Raw genomic sequence first — 19,164 nt, forward strand, 5'->3', positions numbered from 1 at the left:
CGGGCGTAAGTTCCTTCTCATGGCCGCGGATCCGCCCGACACGTCGAGTTCCTCCTCGCACCAGCCCGCCCGCGCGGAGCGGGGACCGGTCCTGCAGCCGCGGCGGGCCCGGTATCAGCCGCCGCCGCCCAACACCACGGGGCGTCCAAGCCGCGATTCCCTGCCCGACGCGCTGCTCCGCCGCGTCAAGCAGTTCTCGGGCCGGCTCTCCACCGAGGCGATCGCCTCGATGCAGGACCAGCTCCCGTTCTTCGCCGACCTCGACGCCGAACAGCGCGCGAGCGTCCAGATGATCGTCCAGCGGTCGGTCGTCAACTTCCTCGAATGGCTCACGGACTCCGACAGCGACATCCGGTACACGATCGACGCCTTCCAGGTGATCCCGCAGGATCTGGCACGGCGGTTGACGCTGCGCCAGACGGTCGACATGGTGCGGGTGGCGATGGAGTTCTTCGAGCAGCGGCTGCCGGCGCTGGCCCGCAACGACCGGCAGCTCGTGGCGCTCACCGAGTCGATCCTGCGCTACGGCCGTGAGCTCGGCTTCGCGGCGGCTTCGGTGTACGCGAGCGCGGCCGAGTCCCGCGGCGCGTGGGACACCCGACTCGAGGCGCTCGTCGTCGACGCGGTGGTTCGCGGCGACACCGGTTCGGACCTGCAGTCCCGCGCCGCGACCCTCAACTGGGACGCCACCGCCTCCGCGACGGTGATCGTGGGCGCTCCCCCACCCGAGGAGAGCGTGTCGGTCATCGGCACCGTGCACACCACCGCGCAGAAGCACGGCCGCGCCGCGCTCGCGGTGGTGCAGGGCGAGCGCCTGGTGATGGTGGTCAGCGGCGAGTTGGGCAGTGACAAGGCGTCCCGCGAGTTCATGAACGAGCTGCTCGAGAGCTTCTCCGAGGGTCCCGTCGTGATCGGACCGACCACTCCCAGCCTCGGCGCGGCGCACTTCAGTGCGGTCGAGGCGCTGGCCGGGATGGAGGCCGTGGTGGGGTGGCGGGGCGCCCCCCGGCCGGTGTTCGCGGCCGAACTCCTGCCCGAACGGGCACTGCTCGGCGACACCGCCGCGGTCGCGGCTCTGAACGAGCGTTTGATCCATCCGCTGTCGGGCTCCGGCACCGCGCTCGCGGACACCCTCGACGCGTACCTGGACTCCGGCGGCGCCGTGGAGGCCTGCGCCCGTCAGCTGTTTGTTCATCCAAATACCGTCCGGTACCGGTTGAAGCGCATTTCCGAGATCACCGGCCGCGATCCCACGAATCCACGAGACGCGTACGTGCTCCGTGTCGCAGCCACAGTGGGCCGACTTGCCCAAACGCGCGTTCAAACGTCGACTTCGGACACTTCCGTCACAAATGTCACATTCCGGAAGGCCGGGGCGTAACGCTGCAGCGCCCAAATTCGATGGCGTTCGCCGACGTGCATTTTTGTGGGGAACCTACAAAACACGTGTCCAGAGTTCATCCCAGACGACATCTCGCGTCGGTCCACCGAGGGTGTTCCCTTGAATGCGTGATTTCGTTGCTAGCCCCGGGTCAGGGCTCCCAGACTCCCGGCATGCTGAGCCCCTGGCTCGAATTGCCGGGCGCACACGATCGCGTGGCGTTGTGGTCCAAGGCCTCCGGCCTCGACCTCGTGCGACTCGGTACCACCGCATCGGCCGACGAGATCACGGACACCGCCGTGACGCAGCCGCTGGTGGTGGCCGCCGCACTCCTCGCCTACGAGGAACTCGAACGCCGGGGCCTGGTCCCGGACGACACCGTCGTCGCCGGTCATTCCGTCGGCGAACTGGCCGCGGCGGCAGCGGCCGGGGTCATCTCCGCCGACGACGCGGTGCGGCTCGCCGCGATCCGCGGCGGCGAGATGGCGAAGGCCTGCGCGCTCGAACCCACGGGCATGTCCGCCGTCCTCGGCGGGGACGAGACCGCCGTCCTGGACCGCCTCGACGAACTCGATCTCACGCCGGCCAACCGCAATGCGGCCGGACAAATCGTCGCGGCGGGGCGACTCGATGCCCTCGAGCAGCTCGCCGCGAACCCGCCCGAGAAGGCCCGCGTGCGGGCCCTTCCGGTGGCGGGCGCTTTTCACACTCGTTTCATGGCGCCCGCTCAGGACGCCGTGGCCGAGGCCGCGTCGCGGATCACACCCCACGATCCGGTGCGCACGCTGCTCTCCAACGCGGACGGCGCGCCGGTGACCTCCGGTGCCGACGCCCTGACTAAGCTGGCCGCGCAGGTGACCCGACCTGTGCGCTGGGACCTGTGTACCGCAAGCCTGCGGGCCGCGCAGGTCTCGGCCATCGCGGAGCTCCCCCCGGCAGGCACCCTGATCGGGATCGCCAAGCGCGAGATGCGCGGCACTCCGACCGCGGCGCTCAAGGAATCCGGAGATTTCTCCGCACTGACCGAATTCACCGAAGCCGGTTAGCTCGCCGCGCGCCCACCAGGCGCGCGCCGGTCGGCCCGTCCGACCATCCACCGAACATCGAATGCAGAAGGGAGCCACCTAGTGGCCGCCAACCAGGAAGACATCATCGCCAACCTCGCCGAGATCATCGAAGAGGTCACCGGCATCGAGCCGTCCGAGGTCACGATCGAGAAGTCCTTCGTCGACGACCTGGACATCGACTCGCTGTCGATGGTCGAGATCGCCGTCCAGACCGAGGACAAGTACGGCGTGAAGATCCCGGACGAGGACCTCGCGAGCCTGCGCACGGTCGGCGACGTCGTCACCTACATCCAGAAGGTCGAGGCCGAGGGTGGCGAGGCAGCCGAGACCGTGAAGGCCAAGCTCGAGGCCGCGAAGAACGACGACGAGTGAGCCAACCGTGACTTCCGCTTCTACCCGAGGGAGATTTCCCGACATCGTCGTCACCAGCCTCGCGGCTACGACGTCGGTAGCCGGAGATGTGGATGGCACGTGGAAGGGCCTGCTGGCCGGTGAGAGCGGCATCGACGTTCTCGAGGGCTCGTTCGTGGAGGAATTCGATCTGCCGGTGCGTTTCGGTGGCCAACTCAAGGTCCCGTTCGACGATGCGCTGAGCCGGGTCGAGATCCGCCGGATGAGTTTCGTCGAGCGTCTCGCTCTCGTTCTGGGTCGGCAGGTCTGGCAGAACGCCGGCAGCCCCGAGGTCGACAAGGATCGTCTCGGAGTTGTCATCGGCACCGGACTCGGCGGCGGTGAGGCTCTCATCGACGCCGTCGACAAGCTGCGCGCAGGTGGATACCGCAAGGTGTCGCCGTTCGCCGTCCAGATGGTGATGCCGAACGGTCCGTCGGCCACCGTCGGACTCGAACTCGGTGCGCGCGCCGGTGTCATCACGCCGGTATCGGCGTGTTCGTCCGGATCGGAGGCCATCGCCCATGCGTATCGCATGATCGCGATGGGCGACGCGGACATGGTCGTCACGGGCGGGGTCGAGGGCAACATCGACTCCGTGCCCATCGCGAGCTTCGCGATGATGCGGGCGCTGAGCACCCGCAACGACGACCCGAGGGCGGCTTCGCGCCCCTTCGACAAGGACCGGGACGGGTTCGTCTTCGGTGAGGCCGGAGCCATGATGATCCTCGAGACGGAGGAGCATGCGCGGGCGCGTGGCGCGACGATCCACGCGCGCCTGCTGGGCGCCGGAATCACCTCGGACGGCTACCACATCGTGGCGCCCGACCCGCAGGGCACCGGGGCGGCGCGCGCCATGACCCGGGCCATCGAGACCGCTGGTCTCACCAAGGCCGACATCAAGCACGTCAACGCACATGCGACCGCCACCCCCATCGGCGACATCGCCGAGTCCATCGCCGTCAAGGCGGCGGTCGGCACGCATCCTGCGGTGTACGCGCCCAAGTCGGCACTGGGCCACTCGATCGGCGCCGTCGGCGCCCTCGAGGCAGTGCTCACGGTCCTGAGTGTGCGTGACGGCGTCATTCCGCCCACGCTCAATCTCGACAACCAGGATCCGGAAATCGATCTCGACGTCGTGAAGGGTGAACCCCGCTTCGGCGACATCGATTTCGCTCTCAACAATTCGTTCGGTTTCGGTGGGCACAACGTCGCGCTCGCCTTCGGCCGGGCATAACCCAGCCGAACCTCGCTGGATTGCTAGGTGGGGGTCCCACACCCGGGGCCCCCACCCCCGAACTTCAGCCCCACGTGGGCTTGCTCAGGAGGACACCATGACCGTCTTGGCTCCCGCGACGAAGTCCGAGGCATCGACCGATCCGCGCGATCCGCTCGCGCGTCTCGCCAGGCTTTTCGATGCCGGAACCGTCGTCCCCCTACACGACCGCGACAAGTCCGGAGTGCTCGCCGCCTCCGGTGAGATCGACGGCGTCCGCACCATCGCCTACTGTTCCGACGCCACCGTCATGGGCGGCGCGATGGGCGTCGACGGCTGCCGGCACATCGTCGACGCGATCGACACCGCGATCGCCGAGGAGGCGCCGGTCGTCGGCCTGTGGCATTCGGGCGGCGCGCGTCTCGCCGAGGGCGTCGAGGCGCTCCACGCCGTCGGCCTGGTCTTCGAGGCCATGGTGCGCGCGTCCGGCCTGGTGCCGCAGATCTCGGTCGTGCTCGGCTTCGCGGCCGGTGGCGCGGCGTACGGTCCCGCGCTCACCGATGTCGTGATCATGGCTCCCGAGGGACGCGTCTTCGTCACCGGCCCCGACGTCGTCAAGAGCGTGACCGGCGAGCAGGTCGACATGGCCACGCTCGGTGGTCCCGAGACGCACGGCAAGAAGTCCGGCGTCGCGCACATCGCCGCCCGCGACGAGGACGACGCGTTCCACCGCGCCCGCCGCCTGGTGTCGATGTTCTGCGATCAGGGCGAGTTCGACCTCGCGGCCGCCGAGCACGGCGACACCGATCTGCGCGCCCTCATGCCGGCGTCCGCCAAGCGCGCCTACGACGTCCGGCCGATCGTGCACGAGTTCCTCGACAACGTCGAGGGCGAGTCGAGCTTCGAAGAGCTGCAGGGCAATTGGGCGCGCAGCATCGTCACCGGCCTGGGCCGGCTCGGCGGTCGCACGGTGGGCATCATCGCCAACAACCCGCTCCGCCTCGGCGGCTGCCTCAACTCCGAGAGCGCGGAGAAGTCCGCGCGCTTCGTCCGGCTGTGCGACGCGTTCGGGATCCCGCTGGTGGTCATCGTGGACGTACCGGGCTACCTGCCCGGCGTCAGCCAGGAGTTCGAGGGTGTCGTCCGCCGCGGCGCGAAGCTGCTGCACGCCTTCGCGGAGGCGTCGGTCGCCCGGGTCACGCTGGTGACCCGGAAGATCTACGGCGGCGCCTATATCGCCATGAACTCGCGTGCCCTCGGTGCCACCGCCGTGTACGCGTGGCCCGAGTCCGAGGTGGCGGTCATGGGCGCCAAGGCCGCGGTCGGCATCCTGCACAAGCGTGCGCTCGCGGCCGCGCCGGAGGAGGAGCGCGAGGCGCTGCACGATCGCCTCGCGGCCGAGCACGAGGCCATCGCGGGCGGTGTCGGTCGCGCGATGTCGATCGGTGTCGTCGACGAGACGATCGATCCGGCCAAGACCCGCAGCGTCATCACCGCCGCACTCGCCGCGGCCCCGGCCGCACGCGGTCGCCACAAGAACATCCCGCTGTGATGTCGGTCCGCTGACCTACGCACGACGAAGGGGCCCTGCACTGCAGGGCCCCTTCCGCGTCTGCATCGCTCAGCCGACCTCGCGCCGCAGCCAGGTCACCTCGGCGCCCTCGCCACCGCTGCGGTAGGACTCGAGCACGTCGTCCCAGGCGGTGCCCAACGCCTGCTCGACCGCGGCGGCGAACCCGGCGCGGTTCTGGTCGAGGAGGGCCCGCAACCGCATCTCGCCGATCACGACGTCGCCGTTGGCGCTCGTGGTACCCCGCCACAGCCCGAGTCCGGGGACGTGGCTGAAACGCTCGCCGTCGACACCGTCGCTCGGGTCCTCGGTCACCTCGAAGCACAGCAGCGGCCACGCCTGCAGTGCCGCTGCCACCCGCGAGCCCGTCCCCACCGGCCCCACCCAGTCGCAGGTTGCTCGGAGTGTGCCGTCGGCGGCCGGCTGCGCGGTCCACCGCAGATTGGCGCGAGCGTCGAGGATCGCCGCGAGCGCCCACTCGACGTGCGGGCAGAGGGCGGCCGGCGACGAGTGGACGTAGATCACTCCGGTCGTCGCGTCCGCGAACTGGTTCAACGAGCGCACTGCAACACCTCCGAACTCGACGAGGGACGTCTTCCCCAACGACCTCGATGAGCCAGAGCGCGTGCAGCCCTGCAGGCCACACCGCCGACCAGTGTGCCCTGTGATGCCACTGTTACGCCAGTGGTAGCTGGAAATTTATCGGTGCGCGGAACGCAACTCGTCGGCCACGGCGTCGCTCAGCTCGGTCCACAGCGGCTTGGCCCAGTCACCGAATGCCCGGTCGGTGAGCACCACGCACGCCGCGTCCAGCGCCGGATCGACCCAGAGGAACGTCCCGGACTGCCCGAAGTGGCCGTAGGTCGCCGGCGAGTTGCCGGCGCCCGTCCAGTGCGGTGTCTTCCCGTCCCGGATCTCGAAGCCGAGGCCCCAGTCGTTGGGCCGCTGTGAGCCGTAGCCCGGGAGCAGGCCGGCCAGTCCCGGGAACTGCACGGTGGTGGCCTCGGCGTGGGTCTGTGGGGAGATCAAGGTGGGCCGGAGCAGTTCGGCCGCGAATCGGCTCAGGTCGTCGACACTCGCCTGCGCGCCGTGGCCGGCCGGGCCGACGAGCGCGGCCGTCGCCATCCCCAGCGGCTCGAACACACCCTCGGACACGTACGCGGCGAAGGGGATGCCGGTCTCGGCCTCCACGAAGTCCGCCAGCACCTCGAAGCCCGCACTCGAGTAGATCCGCTTGTCCCCCGGCTCCGCCTGCACCCGGTGTTCACCGAAGGCGAGACCCGACGCATGCGCAAGCAGATGCCGCACGGTGGCGCCGGGCGGGCCGGCGGGCTGGTCCAGTTCCACGGCGCCCTCCTCGACGGCGACGAGGGTGGCGTACGCGCACACCAGCTTGGTGACCGACGCGAGCGGGTAGACCCGCTGCCGGTCCCCGAAATGCGCAACGCCTCGGCTGCCGTCGACGACGGCAGCCGAGGCGTTGTCCACCGGCCATTGCCCGATCCGATCGAGAGTCTGCACCCGATCAGACTACGAGGCGGACCCGGTCAGGAACTCACCAGTCCGCTTCGGTGTAGCGGATGACACCGCGGATGTTCTTGTTGTCGAGCATGTCCTGGTAGCCGTCGTTGAGCTGCTCGAGCGAGTAGGTGTTCGTCACCATGTCCTCGAGATTGAGCAGGCCCGCCCGGTACAGGTTGAGCAGGTTCGGGATGTCGACGCGGGCGTTGCAGCCGCCGAAGATGTTGCCCTTGAGGTCCTTCTGCAGCATCGACATCAGGAACGTGTTGAGCTTGACGTCCATGTCGGCCATGTGACCCATCGCGGTGACGACGCAGCGGCCGTTCTTGGCGGTGAGCGTCATGGCGGGATCGATGTACTCGCCCTTCATCTCACCGACCGTGATGATGGTCTTCTGGCACATGCGGCCCCACGTGATCTCCATGATCGGGCCGATCGCCTCTTCCATGGACGGGAAGGCATGCGTGGCACCGAACTTGACGGCCTGCTCACGCTTGAAGGACGACGGATCGATCGCGAACACGTGGCGGGCGCCCGACGCGACGGCGCCCTGCAGCGCGCTCATGCCGACACCGCCGACGCCGATGACGGCCACCGACTCCCCCGGCTTGACCTCGGCGATGTGCGTCGCCGAACCCCACCCGGTCGGGACGCCGCAGCCGACGAGGGCCGCGAGCTCGAACGGGATGTCCTTGTCGATCTTGACGACGGAGGACTCGTGCACCGTCATGTACGGCGCGAACGTGCCGAGCAGGCACATCGGAATGACGTTCTGGCCCCGCGCCTGGATGCGGTACGTGCCGTCCGAGATGGCCTGGCCGCTGAGCAGCCCCATGCCGAGATCGCACAGGTTCGAGTGGCCCTCCGAACACGACGGACAGCGTCCGCACGCCGGGATGAACGAGAGCACGACGTGGTCGCCCACCTCCACGCCCGTGACGCCCTCGCCGACCTTGGTGATGACACCGGAACCCTCGTGCCCACCCATCGCGGGGTAGGACGGCATCGGCGTCGCACCGGTCACGATGTGGTGGTCGGAGTGGCACATGCCGGCAGCTTCCATACGGATCTGCACCTCGCCGGCAACCGGGTCGCCGAGTTCGATCTCCTCGATCGACCACTTCTCGTTGACACCCCACAGCAGCGCGCCCTTGGTCTTCATTGCTTCCGCCCTTCGATACCGACTACCAATGGCTGTGACGATAGCCACAAATCTTTCAAATTGAAACAGGTTCTAGGCACGGAGTAGGGCAATGGCCCGTTGAGCGGGAGTTTCACGGTCCGCACCTGTGGTGCAACCCGTGTCGGTCGGCGGGCGGGACGCGGTCACACCAGCGCGCGCAGCGCCGCGTACTCCTTGGCCACGAGATCGAGGTAGTGGTCGATGTCGGGCATCATCCCGGTGTCACAGGACACCGCGAGGGTCAGGACATCGCCGATCGAGGCGGCCACGTGCCCGACGCCGCGTCCGTCGATCACCTCCGGGACGCTCACCGTCGTGCACACCGGCAGTCCGAGGAACTCGAGGTCGGCGGCCCCGCGCGGGACGTTGCTCACGATGGTGTTGGGGTGCGGGACGACGTCCGTCCCGGCCTGCGGGCGAGCGCCCGCCTTCAGTGCGAACAGGCGAAGCGCCGGAGCGGGAACGCCGTCGAGTACGGCGATCCGGAGCGGCCCGAGCCGGCTGACGCGCTCGCGCTCGCGGCGACCCGACGCGGCGATCGCCGCGAGCCGCGCCCGGGGATCGTCGAGATCGGTGTGCATGTCGACGATCATGGCCGCGATCAGGTTGCCGACGGGTGGGCCGTCCCCACGGATCGACAGCGGCACGTGCGCGGCCAGGGAGGACGCCGGAAGTTCGCCCTTCTCGAGCAGGTACGCCCGCTGCGCGCCGGCCACCATCGCGACCACGACGTCGTTGATCGTGTACGGCCCCAACGCTTTCGCGGTGGCCTTGACCTCCGGGACCGTGAACGTCAGGAACCGGTGCGCGCGACCGCCGTCCGCGCGTCCGTTGAGGGGGGTACGCGGACTCGACGCCGGCGGCGCCGGGGGCCCGGACCGATGGCGTACCGAGTCCCACCACTGACGGCTGCCGGCGACGGCCAGGCGGGTCACGAGCATCGGGAGCCGGGCGGGCGCGGCCATCCACCACGGCACCCGGGATCCGAGCCGCCACTGCGGCGGCATCTGCGTGCCGCAGACTGCGCGGAGGAAGTGGACGAACCCGAGCCCGTCGGTGACGCAGTGGTGGAGCTGGAGAGCCACCACGACCGCCCGCTCGGGGAAGCCGTCGACGCCCGTGACGCCGGTGAACACCGACAGCTTCCACGGCGGCACGTCCCGGCGGAGTCCGTTCGCCGTCATGCGGACCAGCTTCTCCCCCAAGCGATCCCATCCCGTGTCGGTGAACTCCTCGACGGAGACGTGGCGCGCGACGTCCACCCGGACGGGCTCCCAGCGCGGGTGGTCGACGAAGCCGGGCACCGCCGCGACGCGGTGGGTCAGGATCGGGGACCGGTCCAGCCGTCCGGTCATCCACGCCTCGACCGCCACCTGGTCGATGCCTCCCGGGTCCTCGAACACGAGCAGCCCCACCATCGTCGGACGGTCGGAGAGGAAGAAGACGGTGTCCGCGGTCGACAATCCCGCTCTGGCGGTGCGAGTCATGACCGAAACGGTACCGCCGTCCGTCGGCCCCGGTGGGCAGATCGCCGGGCGGACAGCACGCTAGGTGAGCGCGCGCAGCACGGCGTACTCCTTCGCCAGCAGATCGACGTAGTGGTCGACGTCGGGCATCATCCCGGTGTCGCACGTGACCGTCAGCGTCATCTCGTCGCCGATCGATGCGGCGACGTGGGACAGCCCGCGGCCGTCGAACACCTCGAGAAGGCTCATCGTCGTGCGGACCGGGAGACCGAGGAATTCGAGATCCGCCGCGCCGCGAGGGACGTTGCTCACGACGGTGTTGGTGTGCCGCGGGGCATCCGCGCTCGCGGCGGCCCGCCGGGCGTCGGCTCTTCTCACGAGCCGGCGCAGCGCGGGCGCGGGAACCGCGTCGAGGACTGCCATCTGGCGGCGGCCGACGCGCCCGAGGAGCACACGCTCCCTCCGCACCGTGTCGGCGATCGCCGCCAGCCGGGCCCGCGGGTCGTCGAGGTCGGTACGCAGATCGACCACCATGTTGGCGACCAGATTCCCCACGGGCGGCCCGTCGCCGCGGAGCGAGAGGGGCACGTGTGCGGCGAGCGAGGACGCGGGGAGCTCCTCCTTCTCGAGCAGATACGCCCGCAGGGCCCCGGCCACCATCGCGATCCAGAGGTCGTTGATCGTGTACGGCCCCAACGCCTTCGCGGTGATCTTGAGCTCGGGGACGGTGAACGGCAGGAAGCGGTGCGCGCGGCCGCCGTCGGCGCGCCCGTTGAGCCGTGTGTGCGGACTCGCCGGCTTCGGAGCGGACGGGCGGCGCCGCGTCTCGACCCCGAGGCGGACCGCCGCCGCAGCCAGCCGGGTCACGAGCAGCGGGAACCGCGCAGGCGCGGCGATCCACCACGGCACGCGCGAGCCGAGGCGCCAGCGCGGCGCGGGAACCGTACCGAAGAGGGCGCGGAGCAGATGCCCGACACCCAGCCCGTCGATGGCGCAGTGGTGGATCTGCAGCGCGACCACGACTGCCCGCTCCGGGAGCCCGGCCACGCCCGTGACACCGGTGAACACCGACAGCCGCCACGGCGGGACGTCCCGGCGCAGTCCGTCCGCGGTCATGCGCGTGAGCGTCTCCCCCAACGCCGCCCAGCCCTCTCCGGAGTACTCCTCGACGGAGACGTGCCGGGTGACGTCCACCCGCGCGGGCACCCAGCGCGGGTGATCGAGGAAGCCGGGCACCGGCACCACCCGGTGGGTGAGCAGGGGTGACCGATCCAGCCGTTCGGACACCCACTGCTCCACCGCGGCCCGGTCGATGCCCCCCGGGTCCTCGAACACGAAAAGATCCACCAGTGTCGGGCGATCCGCCAGGAAGAAGCCGGTGTCTGCGGTGGACAGCGCCGCACGCGACGGAGAAACGATCATGATCGAAAAGGTACTGTCGTCGGCCGCGGCGCCGGACACCGCCCGAGCAACCGCGCGCGGGAAGTCGACCGCGTCACACCGGGGTGGGGCGGGCGGGGCTCGAACCCGCGACCAATGGATTATGAGTCCACGGCTCTAACCGACTGAGCTACCGCCCCGTTCCGCGGCGATGTCTCGCCGCCAGCCGGAATGCTACCGCCCGCGTCGGTCGGTTTCCCCCTGCGGGGTGGGGTACGCCACGCGACCGCGCGGGGTTGTCGGTGCGGGCGCGCAGACTCGTCCCGGACAGCGGCGGGCATCCGGCTCGCCGCGCGGCGGTGAGGACCGTGGATGAGGAACTGGACGGCCCGCCCGATCTGCGCATTCGATCTGGAGACAACCGGCCGGGACCCGCACTCGGCGCGCATCGTGACGGCATCGGTCGTCACCGTCGACGACGGGCCGCCGCGGCCGCGGAACTGGATCCTCGACCCCGGCATCGAGATCCCGGAGGACGCCAGCGCCGTGCATGGCATCAGCACGGGGCAGGCGCGCACGCACGGCCAGGACTATGCGACCGGTTACCGGCAGATCCGGGAGGCGCTGACGGGCGCGTGGCGGGCCGGCTACGCCGTCGTCGCGTTCAATGCCGCGTACGACCTCACCGTGCTGGACGCCGAGGCCCGGCGTCTGGGGTGGCCACCCCTCGACGACTACGGCCTGGTGCTCGATCCGTACGTGATCGACCGGGCGCTCGACCCGGACCGCGAGGGCAGACGCACGCTCGGTGCGCTCTGCGAGCATTACGGTGTCGAACTCGCCTCGGCCCACCACGCGGAGGCGGATGCGCTTGCCGCGGCCACGCTGGCCCGGCTGCTCCCCCAACGGTTTCCGGTCCTGCGCGAGTGCGACGACATGATGGGCAGTCAGGCCGCATGGCATGCGCGACGGCAGCGTGACCTCGTCGAGTACCTGCACCGGGAGGGCCGGGTGACGTCGGACGTCGACGAGCAGTGGCCGATCCGCCGCCCGGCGGCCTGACAGGATGCAGTGAGACATCGAACCGGGGAGGATTCACCGTGGACGAACACACGGCCACATTGCCGTTGGCCGACGACCTGACGTGGACGGCGGCGGCGCTCGTCTGGCTCGCGCTCGTGATTGTCACCACAGTCTCGGTACTGCGCGCCGGGCACGTGTCGGCCACCGCCAAGATCGCCTGGATTCTCATCGCGCTGGCGCTGCCGATTCTCGGCCCGGTCGCGTGGTTCGCGTTCGGCAACGCTCCCGCGGCACGGGGTCGGCGCACCGACTCCTGACCGCGAACACGGCCCCGAACAGGGGCGGACACGAAGAAGGCCCCCACCCGTACGGGTGGGGGCCTTCTCTCGGAGCTCCCCCGGCTGGACTCGAACCAGCAACCCTTCGATTAACAGTCGAATGCTCTGCCAATTGAGCTACAGGGGATTGTCCTGCGTGGCGCTGCCCTTTCCGGCGGCGCCTGGAAAACTTTAGCCCATACCCCCACCCCAGTACCAAATCGCCTGAACAGAGGCCGATCGGGCAGGATGTAGGGAGGCACTTCGACGGGAGGATTCCGGAAATGTTGCGGTTGTTGGTTGGCGTCGCGGCGGGCTATGTCCTGGGCACCCGAGCGGGTCGCGCCAGGTACGAACAGATAAGCAAGGCTGCGAAGGCTGTCGCGACCAGCCCCGCCACCAAGAAAGCGATCGACGTGGGCCGGCAGAAGCTGTCGGACTCGCTCAGCACCCAACCGCGGCTCGAGCCGATGAAGCCCATCGACGAACAGACCACCGTCCTGGTCCCCCAGGATCAGCTGCGGCGGAACTGACGGCCGCCGGCGGCGAGGGTCAGGCGATGCCCTCGCCGCTGGTGTCGCCGATCGCCTGATCCCTCAGGCTGCGGCGGTACTGCTCGAGCGCCATGAGGTCGCCGAACAGGGAGTAGTACTCGTCGCCGTTGGCTTCCACGGAGATTCGCGACAGCTTCGACTTCAGTTCGGCCACCTGTTCGCCGACCCACACCTCCTGCAGCCGGGCGAGCACGCCCCGGATGTAGCGCGGCGCGGTGTCGTCGTCGGTGGGCAGCGGCTCCACTGCGAGCTCCATCACGAGGGACTGCACCACCAGATCCCCGGCGTGCCGGCCCACCGCGTCGACCCACTCCGCGCCACCGAGCCCCGACGACGTCCCGCCCGCGGCTCGCACCGCCTCGCGCACCGCGGCGTACGCCGGGTGGGTGAAGGTCTCGGACGGCAGCGAATCGAACACCGTGCCGGCGATGGCCGGGTACTGCAGCGCCGACTTGAGGGCATCCCGCTGCGGCCACAGCGCGGGATCGTTCGGTCGCGGTCGCGGCACGCCCGCAGCCGGGGTCGTGCCGGCGTCGGGTGCGGCGGGCGCGGGCCGCCGTTTGGTCGCGACCGTGCCCCCACCGCGAGCGAACTTGCGGGCCTCGTCCCGCACCCGGCGGCGGACCGTGGGGATGTCGTCCCAGCCCACCCAGCCGGACAGCTGCACGGCGTAGCCGTCGCGCAGCGTCGGCTCCTTGATCCGCGCCACCACCGGAACGGTTCGGCGCAGGGCCTCCACCCGGCCTTCCGCGGTATCCAGATCGCATTCGGCGAGAAGAGATTTGACCACGAACTCGAACATCGGCGTGCGCCGGGCCACGAGGTCGCGGACGGCCGCGTCACCGGACTGCTGCCGCAACTCGCACGGGTCCATACCGTCGGGCGCGATCGCCACGAACGTCTGCCCGGCCATCTTCTGGTCGCCCTCGAACGCCTTCATCGCGGCGGCCTGCCCGGCGGCGTCGCCGTCGAACGTGTAGATGATCTCCCCGCGGAAGTAGCTGTCGTCCATGAGAAGTCGGCGCAGCATCGCGAGATGGTCGTCACCGAACGCGGTGCCGCACGACGCCACCGCGGTCTTCACACCGGCCAGGTGCATCGCCATCACGTCGGTGTAGCCCTCGACGACCACCGCCTGGTGGCCCTTGGCGATCTCCCGTTTGGCGAGGTCGAGCCCGAACAGCACCTGCGACTTCTTGTACAGGATCGTCTCGGGGGTGTTGACGTACTTGCCGGGCATGGTGTCGTCGTCGAACAGCTTGCGGGCACCGAAGCCGATGACGTCGCCGGCCAGGTTCCGGATGGGCCACAACAGACGCCGATGGAACCGGTCGATCGGCCCCCGCCGTCCTTCCTTGGACAGCCCCGCCGCCTCGAGTTCCTTGGCGTCGAAGCCCTTGGCCATCAAGTGCTTGGTGAGCGTGTCCCAGCCGTCCGGGGCGTACCCGCAGCCGAACTGCGCGGCCGCGGCGGCGTCGAAGTTACGTTCGGTGAGGTAGTCGCGGGCGGCCTGCGCGTCGGGTTCACGCAGCCGCGCCGCGTAGAACTCCTGCGCGGCGGCGTTCGCGGCCACCAGGCGGGCCCGGGTGCCGCGGTCCCGCTGCACCGACGGACCGCCACCCTCGTACGAGATCTGATAGCCGGCCCGGTCGGCGAGCTGCTCGACGGCCTCGACGAAGCTGACGTGCTCGATCTTCTGCAGGAACGAGTAGACGTCGCCGCCCTCGCCGCAGCCGAAGCAGTGGAAGTGACCGTGATTGGGCCGGACGTGGAACGACGGCGACTTCTCGTCGTGGAAGGGACACAGCCCCTTCATGGAGTCGCCGCCCGCGCGCTTGAGCGAGACGTACTCGCCGACGATGTCCTCGATCCGAGTGCGCTCGCGAACGGCCGCGATGTCTCTGTCAGGGATTCGGCCGGCCACCACGACAGTCTAGGCGCTTCGCAGCCGCCTACCCCCAGCTGGCCTGGGCGCCCAGACTCTGCTTGTCGATCCGCTCGAGCCGGCTCTCGGTGCACGACGCGATCTGGTCGACGATCACCCGCATCCGCGCCGCGTCGTCACCGGCCGCTTCCCACGCGGGCAGGAACAGCGGGTCCAACCCGGCCGGGGCGGTCCGCAGCAGCCACTCGGCCACCCGGTGCACGCGGTCACGCTGGCGGTCCTGCCGGTTGCGGTGCCCGGCGTCGGACATCACGTAGTGCAGGGCCACCGTCTTGAGCAGCGCCACCTCGGCCGCCACGACGGGCGGCACCTCGAGGTCGGCCTGGTACCGCGCCAGTGGCCCCGGCCCGGTCACCGCGCGGGTCCCGCTGACCGCGGCGGACGCGAACCGTCCCACCAGCTCGCTCGTGAGATTCTTCAGTGCCACCGCACTGGACAGCGCGCCGTCGTAGTCGCCCACCGCCGCGACGACCGGGAGCCGGGACAACCGCTGGGCCGCCTCCCCCAACTCGTCGACCACGAGACCCGGGAACTGGGAGGCGCCCAGCTCGGCCAGCGCCCGCACCTCGACGGCGTCCCCCAGCACCCGCAGGTCGATGCGGCCGGCGATCACCCCGTCCTCGACGTCGTGCACCGAGTACGCGACGTCGTCCGCCCAGTCCATCACCTGCGCTTCCAGACACTTGCGCCCCGCCGGTGCGCCGTCCCGCACCCATGCGAGCACGTCGGCGTCGTCGTCGTAGGCGCCGAACTTCGCGCCCGGCGTGGGCCGCGTCCACGGGTACTTGACGGCCGCGTCGAGCGACGCGCGCGTCAGGTTGAGCCCGACACTGCGGCCCTCCGGGTCGAGGATCTTGGGCTCGAGGCTGGTGAGGATGCGCAGGTTCTGTGCGTTGCCCTCGAAGCCGCCGCACGTCGCGGCCACCTCGTCGAGGGCCCGCTCCCCGTTGTGGCCGTACGGCGGGTGCCCGATGTCGTGGGCCAGCCCGGCGAGGTCCACGAGGTCCGGGTCCAGGCCCAGCCCGTCCGCGATGCCGCGGCCGATCTGGGCGACCTCGATCGAGTGCGTCAACCGGGTACGCGGGGTGTCGCCGTCGCGCGGACCGACCACCTGCGTCTTGTCGGCGAGACGACGCAGCGCGGCAGAGTGCTGCACACGGGCCCGGTCGCGCGCGAACGCCGAGCGGTGCTGCGACGCCTCCGCGGCGGGCACGAGCCCGGCCGTCTTGGGCGCCTCCGGCACGCGCCGTTCCAGATCGTGCGCGGTGTAGACCGCGCGTTCGGCGGGATCGGTCACTGGCCCGCCGTGTACTGGAAGTCCGACGAGAAGTGGGTCAGCTGATACCACAGCAGAGCGCCTGTCTCCCGGGTGATTCCGTGCAGCTGTGATTCCCGGGTGATCACCGCGGGGCCCTGCCGGGTGGGGGCGGTCCACGCGTCGAGGCCCGCGTCCCGCGCCATCGTGCGGGTGCGCAGCGAATGCCACGGATCGCTGACCAGGACCGCCGAGTGCAGGCCGCGGTTGTGCATCTCGCGGCTGACCGCCTCGACGCTCAACAGCGTGTCCGAGCCTTCCTCGACCGCGACGATCGCCGCGCCGGGCACGCCCTGGTCGATCAGGAAGTTCCGGCCCGACGCCGCCTCGGTGTACTCGTCACCGTCCTGCTTGCCGCCGACGGTGACGATGGTGGACGCCACCCCCTGCTCGTACAGTCGGCGCGCCTGTTCCAAACGCGACTCGAACACCGAGGACGGGGTGCCGTCGTACTGCGCCGCCCCCAGCACGACGATCGCGTCCGCGGCGGTGGTGTCGTCGATGCGCGCCACCTGCCACACCCGGACGGCCGTGCCACCGACGAGCACGATTCCCATGAGAACGGCCCCGACGACGAGGCGGGTGACCCAACGCCCCACCGTGGCGCCGAGGGAGCGGCGCGGGGCGGGCGGCGGAGACACCTCCGGCGGGTCGTAGCTGGGCGCGGAATTCACTCCCCGATTCTGCCAGTCGGCTCCGGCGGCCGCCGATGGCGACGCGCCACACCCGATAGATTCGTCTCATGGTCCAGGCCCAGTCGCGTCCGCTCTCCCGCCGCGGTGCTCCGCGCCGCACGTCGGCCCTCGCGGCCGTCGGCGTCTTCCTCGCGCTGCTGACACTCACGCTGTCCCCCACCGCGTCGGCCGAGGCGCCGGTGCGGTTGCCCGATCACATCACCGACCTGTCCGGGGTTCTCGATCCGGGACAGCGGTCCGACGTGCAGAACGCACTCGACACCCTCTACGACGAACATCGGGTGTCGCTGTGGGTGGTCTACGTCGCCGACTTCGACGGGCTGTCCCGCGAGGCATGGGCCGAGCGGACCGCCGCCGCCAGCGATCTCGGCAACAAGGACGCACTGCTCGCGGTGGCGACGACGGACCGGGACTTCCAGCTCGACGTCCCCCAGGCACTGTCGGAGATCACCGACTCCGAGATCCGGTCGATCAACGACGGTTCGGTGCAACCCGCCCTGCGCGAGCAGGATTGGGCCGGAGCCGCGATCGCCGCGGCCGGCGGGCTCGGTGATGCGATGTCCCCGTCGCACACGTCGTGGAAGGTTCTCGGGGTCGGCGTCGGCGTGGTCGCCGTCGCGGGCGTCGGCCTGATCGTCTACTCGCGCCGCAAGCGGACCCGGCAACTCGAGCAGTCCGTGGCCGCCGCCCGACAGGTCGACCCCACCGACGCCACCGCGCTCGCGGCGCTGCCCGTGCCCGCCCTCGACGCGCTCGCCGAGGATGCGCTCGTCGAGATGGACAACGCGATCCGCACCAGCGAGGAGGAACTCGCGCTGGCGGTCGGCGAATTCGGCCCCGACGCGACCGCGCCGTTCACCGCGGCGTTCGACAAGGCCCGCGCCACGCTGGCGTCCGCGTTCACGATCCGGCAGCGTCTCGACGACGACATCCCCGAGACGCCCGAGCAGCAGCGGCAGATGCTGGTCGAGCTCGTCACGACCTGCGAGCGCGCCGACCGGGAACTCAATGCCCGTGTCACGGAGTTCGACTCGATGCGCGACCTGCTTCTCGACGCCCCGGCCCGGCTCGACGCCCTCACCCAGGCCGTCGTCGCCCTCACGGTCCGGGTACCGGCCGCCGAGACCACGCTCGCCGCCCTCGACGACCGGTTTCCCGCCTCGGCGCTGGCGACCGTGCGCGACAACCCACGCATGGCACGCGAGCGAATCACGTTCGCGGAGGAGAACATCGAGGCCGGACGCGAGGCGGTGGCGCTGCCGGCCGGCAAGCAGGGGCCGGCGGTGATCGCGATCCGCGCCGCCGAGGGGGCGCTCGACCAGGCCCGTCAGCTGCTCGACGCCGTCGACCGCGCCGACACCGACATCCGGCACGCGATCGCGACCCTGCCGGCGGCGATGGCGGACGTGCAGGAGGGCATCACGGCCGCGGACGCGTTCGCCGCGAAGGGCGGACCGCAGCTCGCGGAAGCGAAGGCCGCCGCGGAGGCCGCGCTGCAGCACGCGCGGGCCGCAGCGGACACCGATCCGCTGGGCAGCTTCACCAAGATCGTCGAGGCCGATGCCCGGCTCGACGCCGTCCTGGCGCAGGCGCAGGAGGCGACCCGACAGGCCGAGCGGGCGCGAGCGCGCCTGGACCAGGACCTCACGGCGGCGAAGTCCCAAGTGAGCGCCGCCGCCGACTTCATCTCCACGCGGCGCGGCGCCGTCGGGGCCGAGGCCCGCACCCGACTGTCGGAGGCCCAGCGACATCTCGGGACGGCGCAGCAACTCGCCGACGCGGACCCGTCGACGGCACTGCAGCACGCCCGCTCCGCGACCGAACTCGCCTCCCGCGCGCTCTGGTCCGCGCAGGCCGACGTCAACCGCTACCGGGACGACCAGCGCCCACCGACCGGTGGCGTCTCGGGCGGCGGCGGCAACGCGGCCGGCGCCATCCTCGGCGGCATCCTCATCGACAGCATACTGCGCGGCGGGTTCGGCGGCCGCGGCGGCAGCTGGGGTGGCCGCGGGGGCGGCGGCTGGGGCGGACCGGGCCCCGGATCGTTCGGCGGCCCCAGCAGTTCGGGCCGGATCGGCCGCGGCGGCGGCGGCCGCTTCTAGAACACCCCCCGAAACGCCGAATGTCACATGCGTTCAGTC

General features: G+C 70.6%; 17 protein-coding genes and 2 tRNA genes. 9 read left to right on the forward strand and 10 right to left on the reverse strand.

The window, feature by feature from the left end:
* Positions 1 to 19 precede the first annotated feature (19 nt).
* The 5 genes from E7742_RS10330 to E7742_RS10350 all read left to right on the forward strand — a co-directional run bounded on the left by E7742_RS10330 (position 20) and on the right by E7742_RS10350 (position 5,606).
* A complete protein-coding gene (locus E7742_RS10330; protein WP_137798872.1) occupies positions 20 to 1,381 on the forward strand; it encodes a PucR family transcriptional regulator in 1,362 nt (453 codons plus the stop codon).
* Positions 1,382 to 1,509: 128 nt separating this feature from the next.
* A complete protein-coding gene (locus E7742_RS10335) occupies positions 1,510 to 2,427 on the forward strand; it encodes an ACP S-malonyltransferase (RefSeq protein WP_137798873.1) in 918 nt (305 codons plus the stop codon).
* A gap of 81 nt (positions 2,428 to 2,508) precedes the next feature.
* Positions 2,509 to 2,820, forward strand: coding sequence for a meromycolate extension acyl carrier protein AcpM (acpM, locus tag E7742_RS10340; protein WP_137798874.1), 312 nt, complete (start codon positions 2,509 to 2,511; stop codon positions 2,818 to 2,820).
* A gap of 7 nt (positions 2,821 to 2,827) precedes the next feature.
* A complete protein-coding gene (locus tag E7742_RS10345; RefSeq protein ID WP_137798875.1) occupies positions 2,828 to 4,075 on the forward strand; it encodes a KasA/KasB family beta-ketoacyl-ACP synthase in 1,248 nt (415 codons plus the stop codon).
* 97 nt (positions 4,076 to 4,172) lie between these two features.
* A complete protein-coding gene (locus E7742_RS10350; RefSeq protein WP_137798876.1) occupies positions 4,173 to 5,606 on the forward strand; it encodes an acyl-CoA carboxylase subunit beta in 1,434 nt (477 codons plus the stop codon).
* A 69-nt stretch (positions 5,607 to 5,675) separates the two neighbouring features.
* Here the strand turns inward: E7742_RS10350 and E7742_RS10355 are convergent, their stop codons facing one another.
* From E7742_RS10355 to E7742_RS10380, 6 genes are all read right to left on the reverse strand, one after another.
* Positions 5,676 to 6,188 carry a DUF3145 domain-containing protein gene (locus E7742_RS10355; RefSeq protein WP_137798877.1) on the reverse strand — a complete coding sequence of 171 codons (513 nt, stop codon included), beginning with the start codon at positions 6,186 to 6,188 and terminating at the stop codon, positions 5,676 to 5,678.
* A 135-nt stretch (positions 6,189 to 6,323) separates the two neighbouring features.
* Complete coding sequence (locus tag E7742_RS10360; RefSeq protein WP_137798878.1) at positions 6,324 to 7,145, reverse strand: serine hydrolase domain-containing protein; 822 nt, start codon at positions 7,143 to 7,145, stop codon at positions 6,324 to 6,326.
* 34 nt (positions 7,146 to 7,179) lie between these two features.
* On the reverse strand, positions 7,180 to 8,307 hold the full coding sequence (locus E7742_RS10365; protein WP_137798879.1) for an NDMA-dependent alcohol dehydrogenase: 1,128 nt from the start codon (positions 8,305 to 8,307) through the stop codon (positions 7,180 to 7,182).
* Positions 8,308 to 8,471: 164 nt separating this feature from the next.
* A complete protein-coding gene (locus E7742_RS10370) occupies positions 8,472 to 9,815 on the reverse strand; it encodes a wax ester/triacylglycerol synthase domain-containing protein (protein ID WP_137798880.1) in 1,344 nt (447 codons plus the stop codon).
* Positions 9,816 to 9,875: 60 nt separating this feature from the next.
* The gene (locus E7742_RS10375) at positions 9,876 to 11,216 is read right to left on the reverse strand and encodes a WS/DGAT domain-containing protein (protein WP_254699232.1); all 1,341 of its coding nucleotides are present in this window, start codon (positions 11,214 to 11,216) and stop codon (positions 9,876 to 9,878) included.
* Between the two features lie 84 nt (positions 11,217 to 11,300).
* Positions 11,301 to 11,374 (reverse strand) — tRNA-Ile (locus E7742_RS10380).
* Between the two features lie 172 nt (positions 11,375 to 11,546).
* On the opposite strand from E7742_RS10380, the gene E7742_RS10385 reads away from it, so the two are divergent.
* Together E7742_RS10385 and E7742_RS10390 are read left to right on the forward strand one after the other, a co-directional pair.
* Complete coding sequence (locus E7742_RS10385) at positions 11,547 to 12,236, forward strand: exonuclease domain-containing protein (protein WP_137798881.1); 690 nt, start codon at positions 11,547 to 11,549, stop codon at positions 12,234 to 12,236.
* A 38-nt stretch (positions 12,237 to 12,274) separates the two neighbouring features.
* A complete protein-coding gene (locus E7742_RS10390; protein ID WP_175420461.1) occupies positions 12,275 to 12,514 on the forward strand; it encodes a PLDc N-terminal domain-containing protein in 240 nt (79 codons plus the stop codon).
* Between the two features lie 75 nt (positions 12,515 to 12,589).
* Here E7742_RS10390 and E7742_RS10395 read toward each other — a convergent pair.
* A tRNA-Asn gene (locus E7742_RS10395) sits at positions 12,590 to 12,662 on the reverse strand.
* A 136-nt stretch (positions 12,663 to 12,798) separates the two neighbouring features.
* On the opposite strand from E7742_RS10395, the gene E7742_RS10400 reads away from it, so the two are divergent.
* Positions 12,799 to 13,047 (forward strand): hypothetical protein, encoded by a 249-nt coding sequence (locus tag E7742_RS10400; protein ID WP_137798883.1) that lies wholly within the window; start codon positions 12,799 to 12,801, stop codon positions 13,045 to 13,047.
* A 19-nt stretch (positions 13,048 to 13,066) separates the two neighbouring features.
* Here E7742_RS10400 and dnaG read toward each other — a convergent pair whose 3' ends face one another.
* Genes dnaG through E7742_RS10415 form a run of 3 tightly spaced genes read right to left on the reverse strand, consistent with a single transcriptional unit; the run spans position 13,067 to position 16,969 of the window.
* Positions 13,067 to 14,992: a DNA primase gene (dnaG, locus tag E7742_RS10405; protein ID WP_137798884.1), complete on the reverse strand. Its 1,926-nt coding sequence runs from the start codon at positions 14,990 to 14,992 to the stop codon at positions 13,067 to 13,069.
* A gap of 28 nt (positions 14,993 to 15,020) precedes the next feature.
* On the reverse strand, positions 15,021 to 16,310 hold the full coding sequence (locus tag E7742_RS10410; protein WP_137798885.1) for a deoxyguanosinetriphosphate triphosphohydrolase: 1,290 nt from the start codon (positions 16,308 to 16,310) through the stop codon (positions 15,021 to 15,023).
* The gene (locus tag E7742_RS10415) at positions 16,307 to 16,969 is read right to left on the reverse strand and encodes a YdcF family protein (protein ID WP_441346917.1); all 663 of its coding nucleotides are present in this window, start codon (positions 16,967 to 16,969) and stop codon (positions 16,307 to 16,309) included. The genes E7742_RS10410 and E7742_RS10415 overlap by 4 nt, the downstream gene beginning before the upstream one ends.
* A gap of 101 nt (positions 16,970 to 17,070) precedes the next feature.
* On the opposite strand from E7742_RS10415, the gene E7742_RS10420 reads away from it, so the two are divergent.
* On the forward strand, positions 17,071 to 19,125 hold the full coding sequence (locus tag E7742_RS10420) for a TPM domain-containing protein (RefSeq protein ID WP_137798887.1): 2,055 nt from the start codon (positions 17,071 to 17,073) through the stop codon (positions 19,123 to 19,125).
* Positions 19,126 to 19,164 lie beyond the last annotated feature (39 nt).

Source organism: Rhodococcus sp. SGAir0479 (genome assembly GCF_005484805.1).
In the GTDB taxonomy this organism is placed as follows: Bacteria; Actinomycetota; Actinomycetes; order Mycobacteriales; family Mycobacteriaceae; genus Prescottella.

Excerpts from the sequence above, each read along its gene's own strand:
- E7742_RS10330 (WP_137798872.1), top strand. The coding sequence starts at position 20 with ATGGCCGCGGATCCGCCCGACACGTCGAGTTCCTCCTCGCACCAGCCC.
- E7742_RS10350 (WP_137798876.1), top strand. The coding sequence starts at position 4,173 with ATGACCGTCTTGGCTCCCGCGACGAAGTCCGAGGCATCGACCGATCCG.
- E7742_RS10365 (WP_137798879.1), bottom strand. The coding sequence starts at position 8,307 with ATGAAGACCAAGGGCGCGCTGCTGTGGGGTGTCAACGAGAAGTGGTCG.
- E7742_RS10370 (WP_137798880.1), bottom strand. The coding sequence starts at position 9,815 with ATGACTCGCACCGCCAGAGCGGGATTGTCGACCGCGGACACCGTCTTC.
- E7742_RS10375 (WP_254699232.1), bottom strand. The coding sequence starts at position 11,216 with ATGATCGTTTCTCCGTCGCGTGCGGCGCTGTCCACCGCAGACACCGGC.
- E7742_RS10385 (WP_137798881.1), top strand. The coding sequence starts at position 11,547 with ATGAGGAACTGGACGGCCCGCCCGATCTGCGCATTCGATCTGGAGACA.
- E7742_RS10400 (WP_137798883.1), top strand. The coding sequence starts at position 12,799 with ATGTTGCGGTTGTTGGTTGGCGTCGCGGCGGGCTATGTCCTGGGCACC.
- E7742_RS10420 (WP_137798887.1), top strand. The coding sequence starts at position 17,071 with ATGGTCCAGGCCCAGTCGCGTCCGCTCTCCCGCCGCGGTGCTCCGCGC.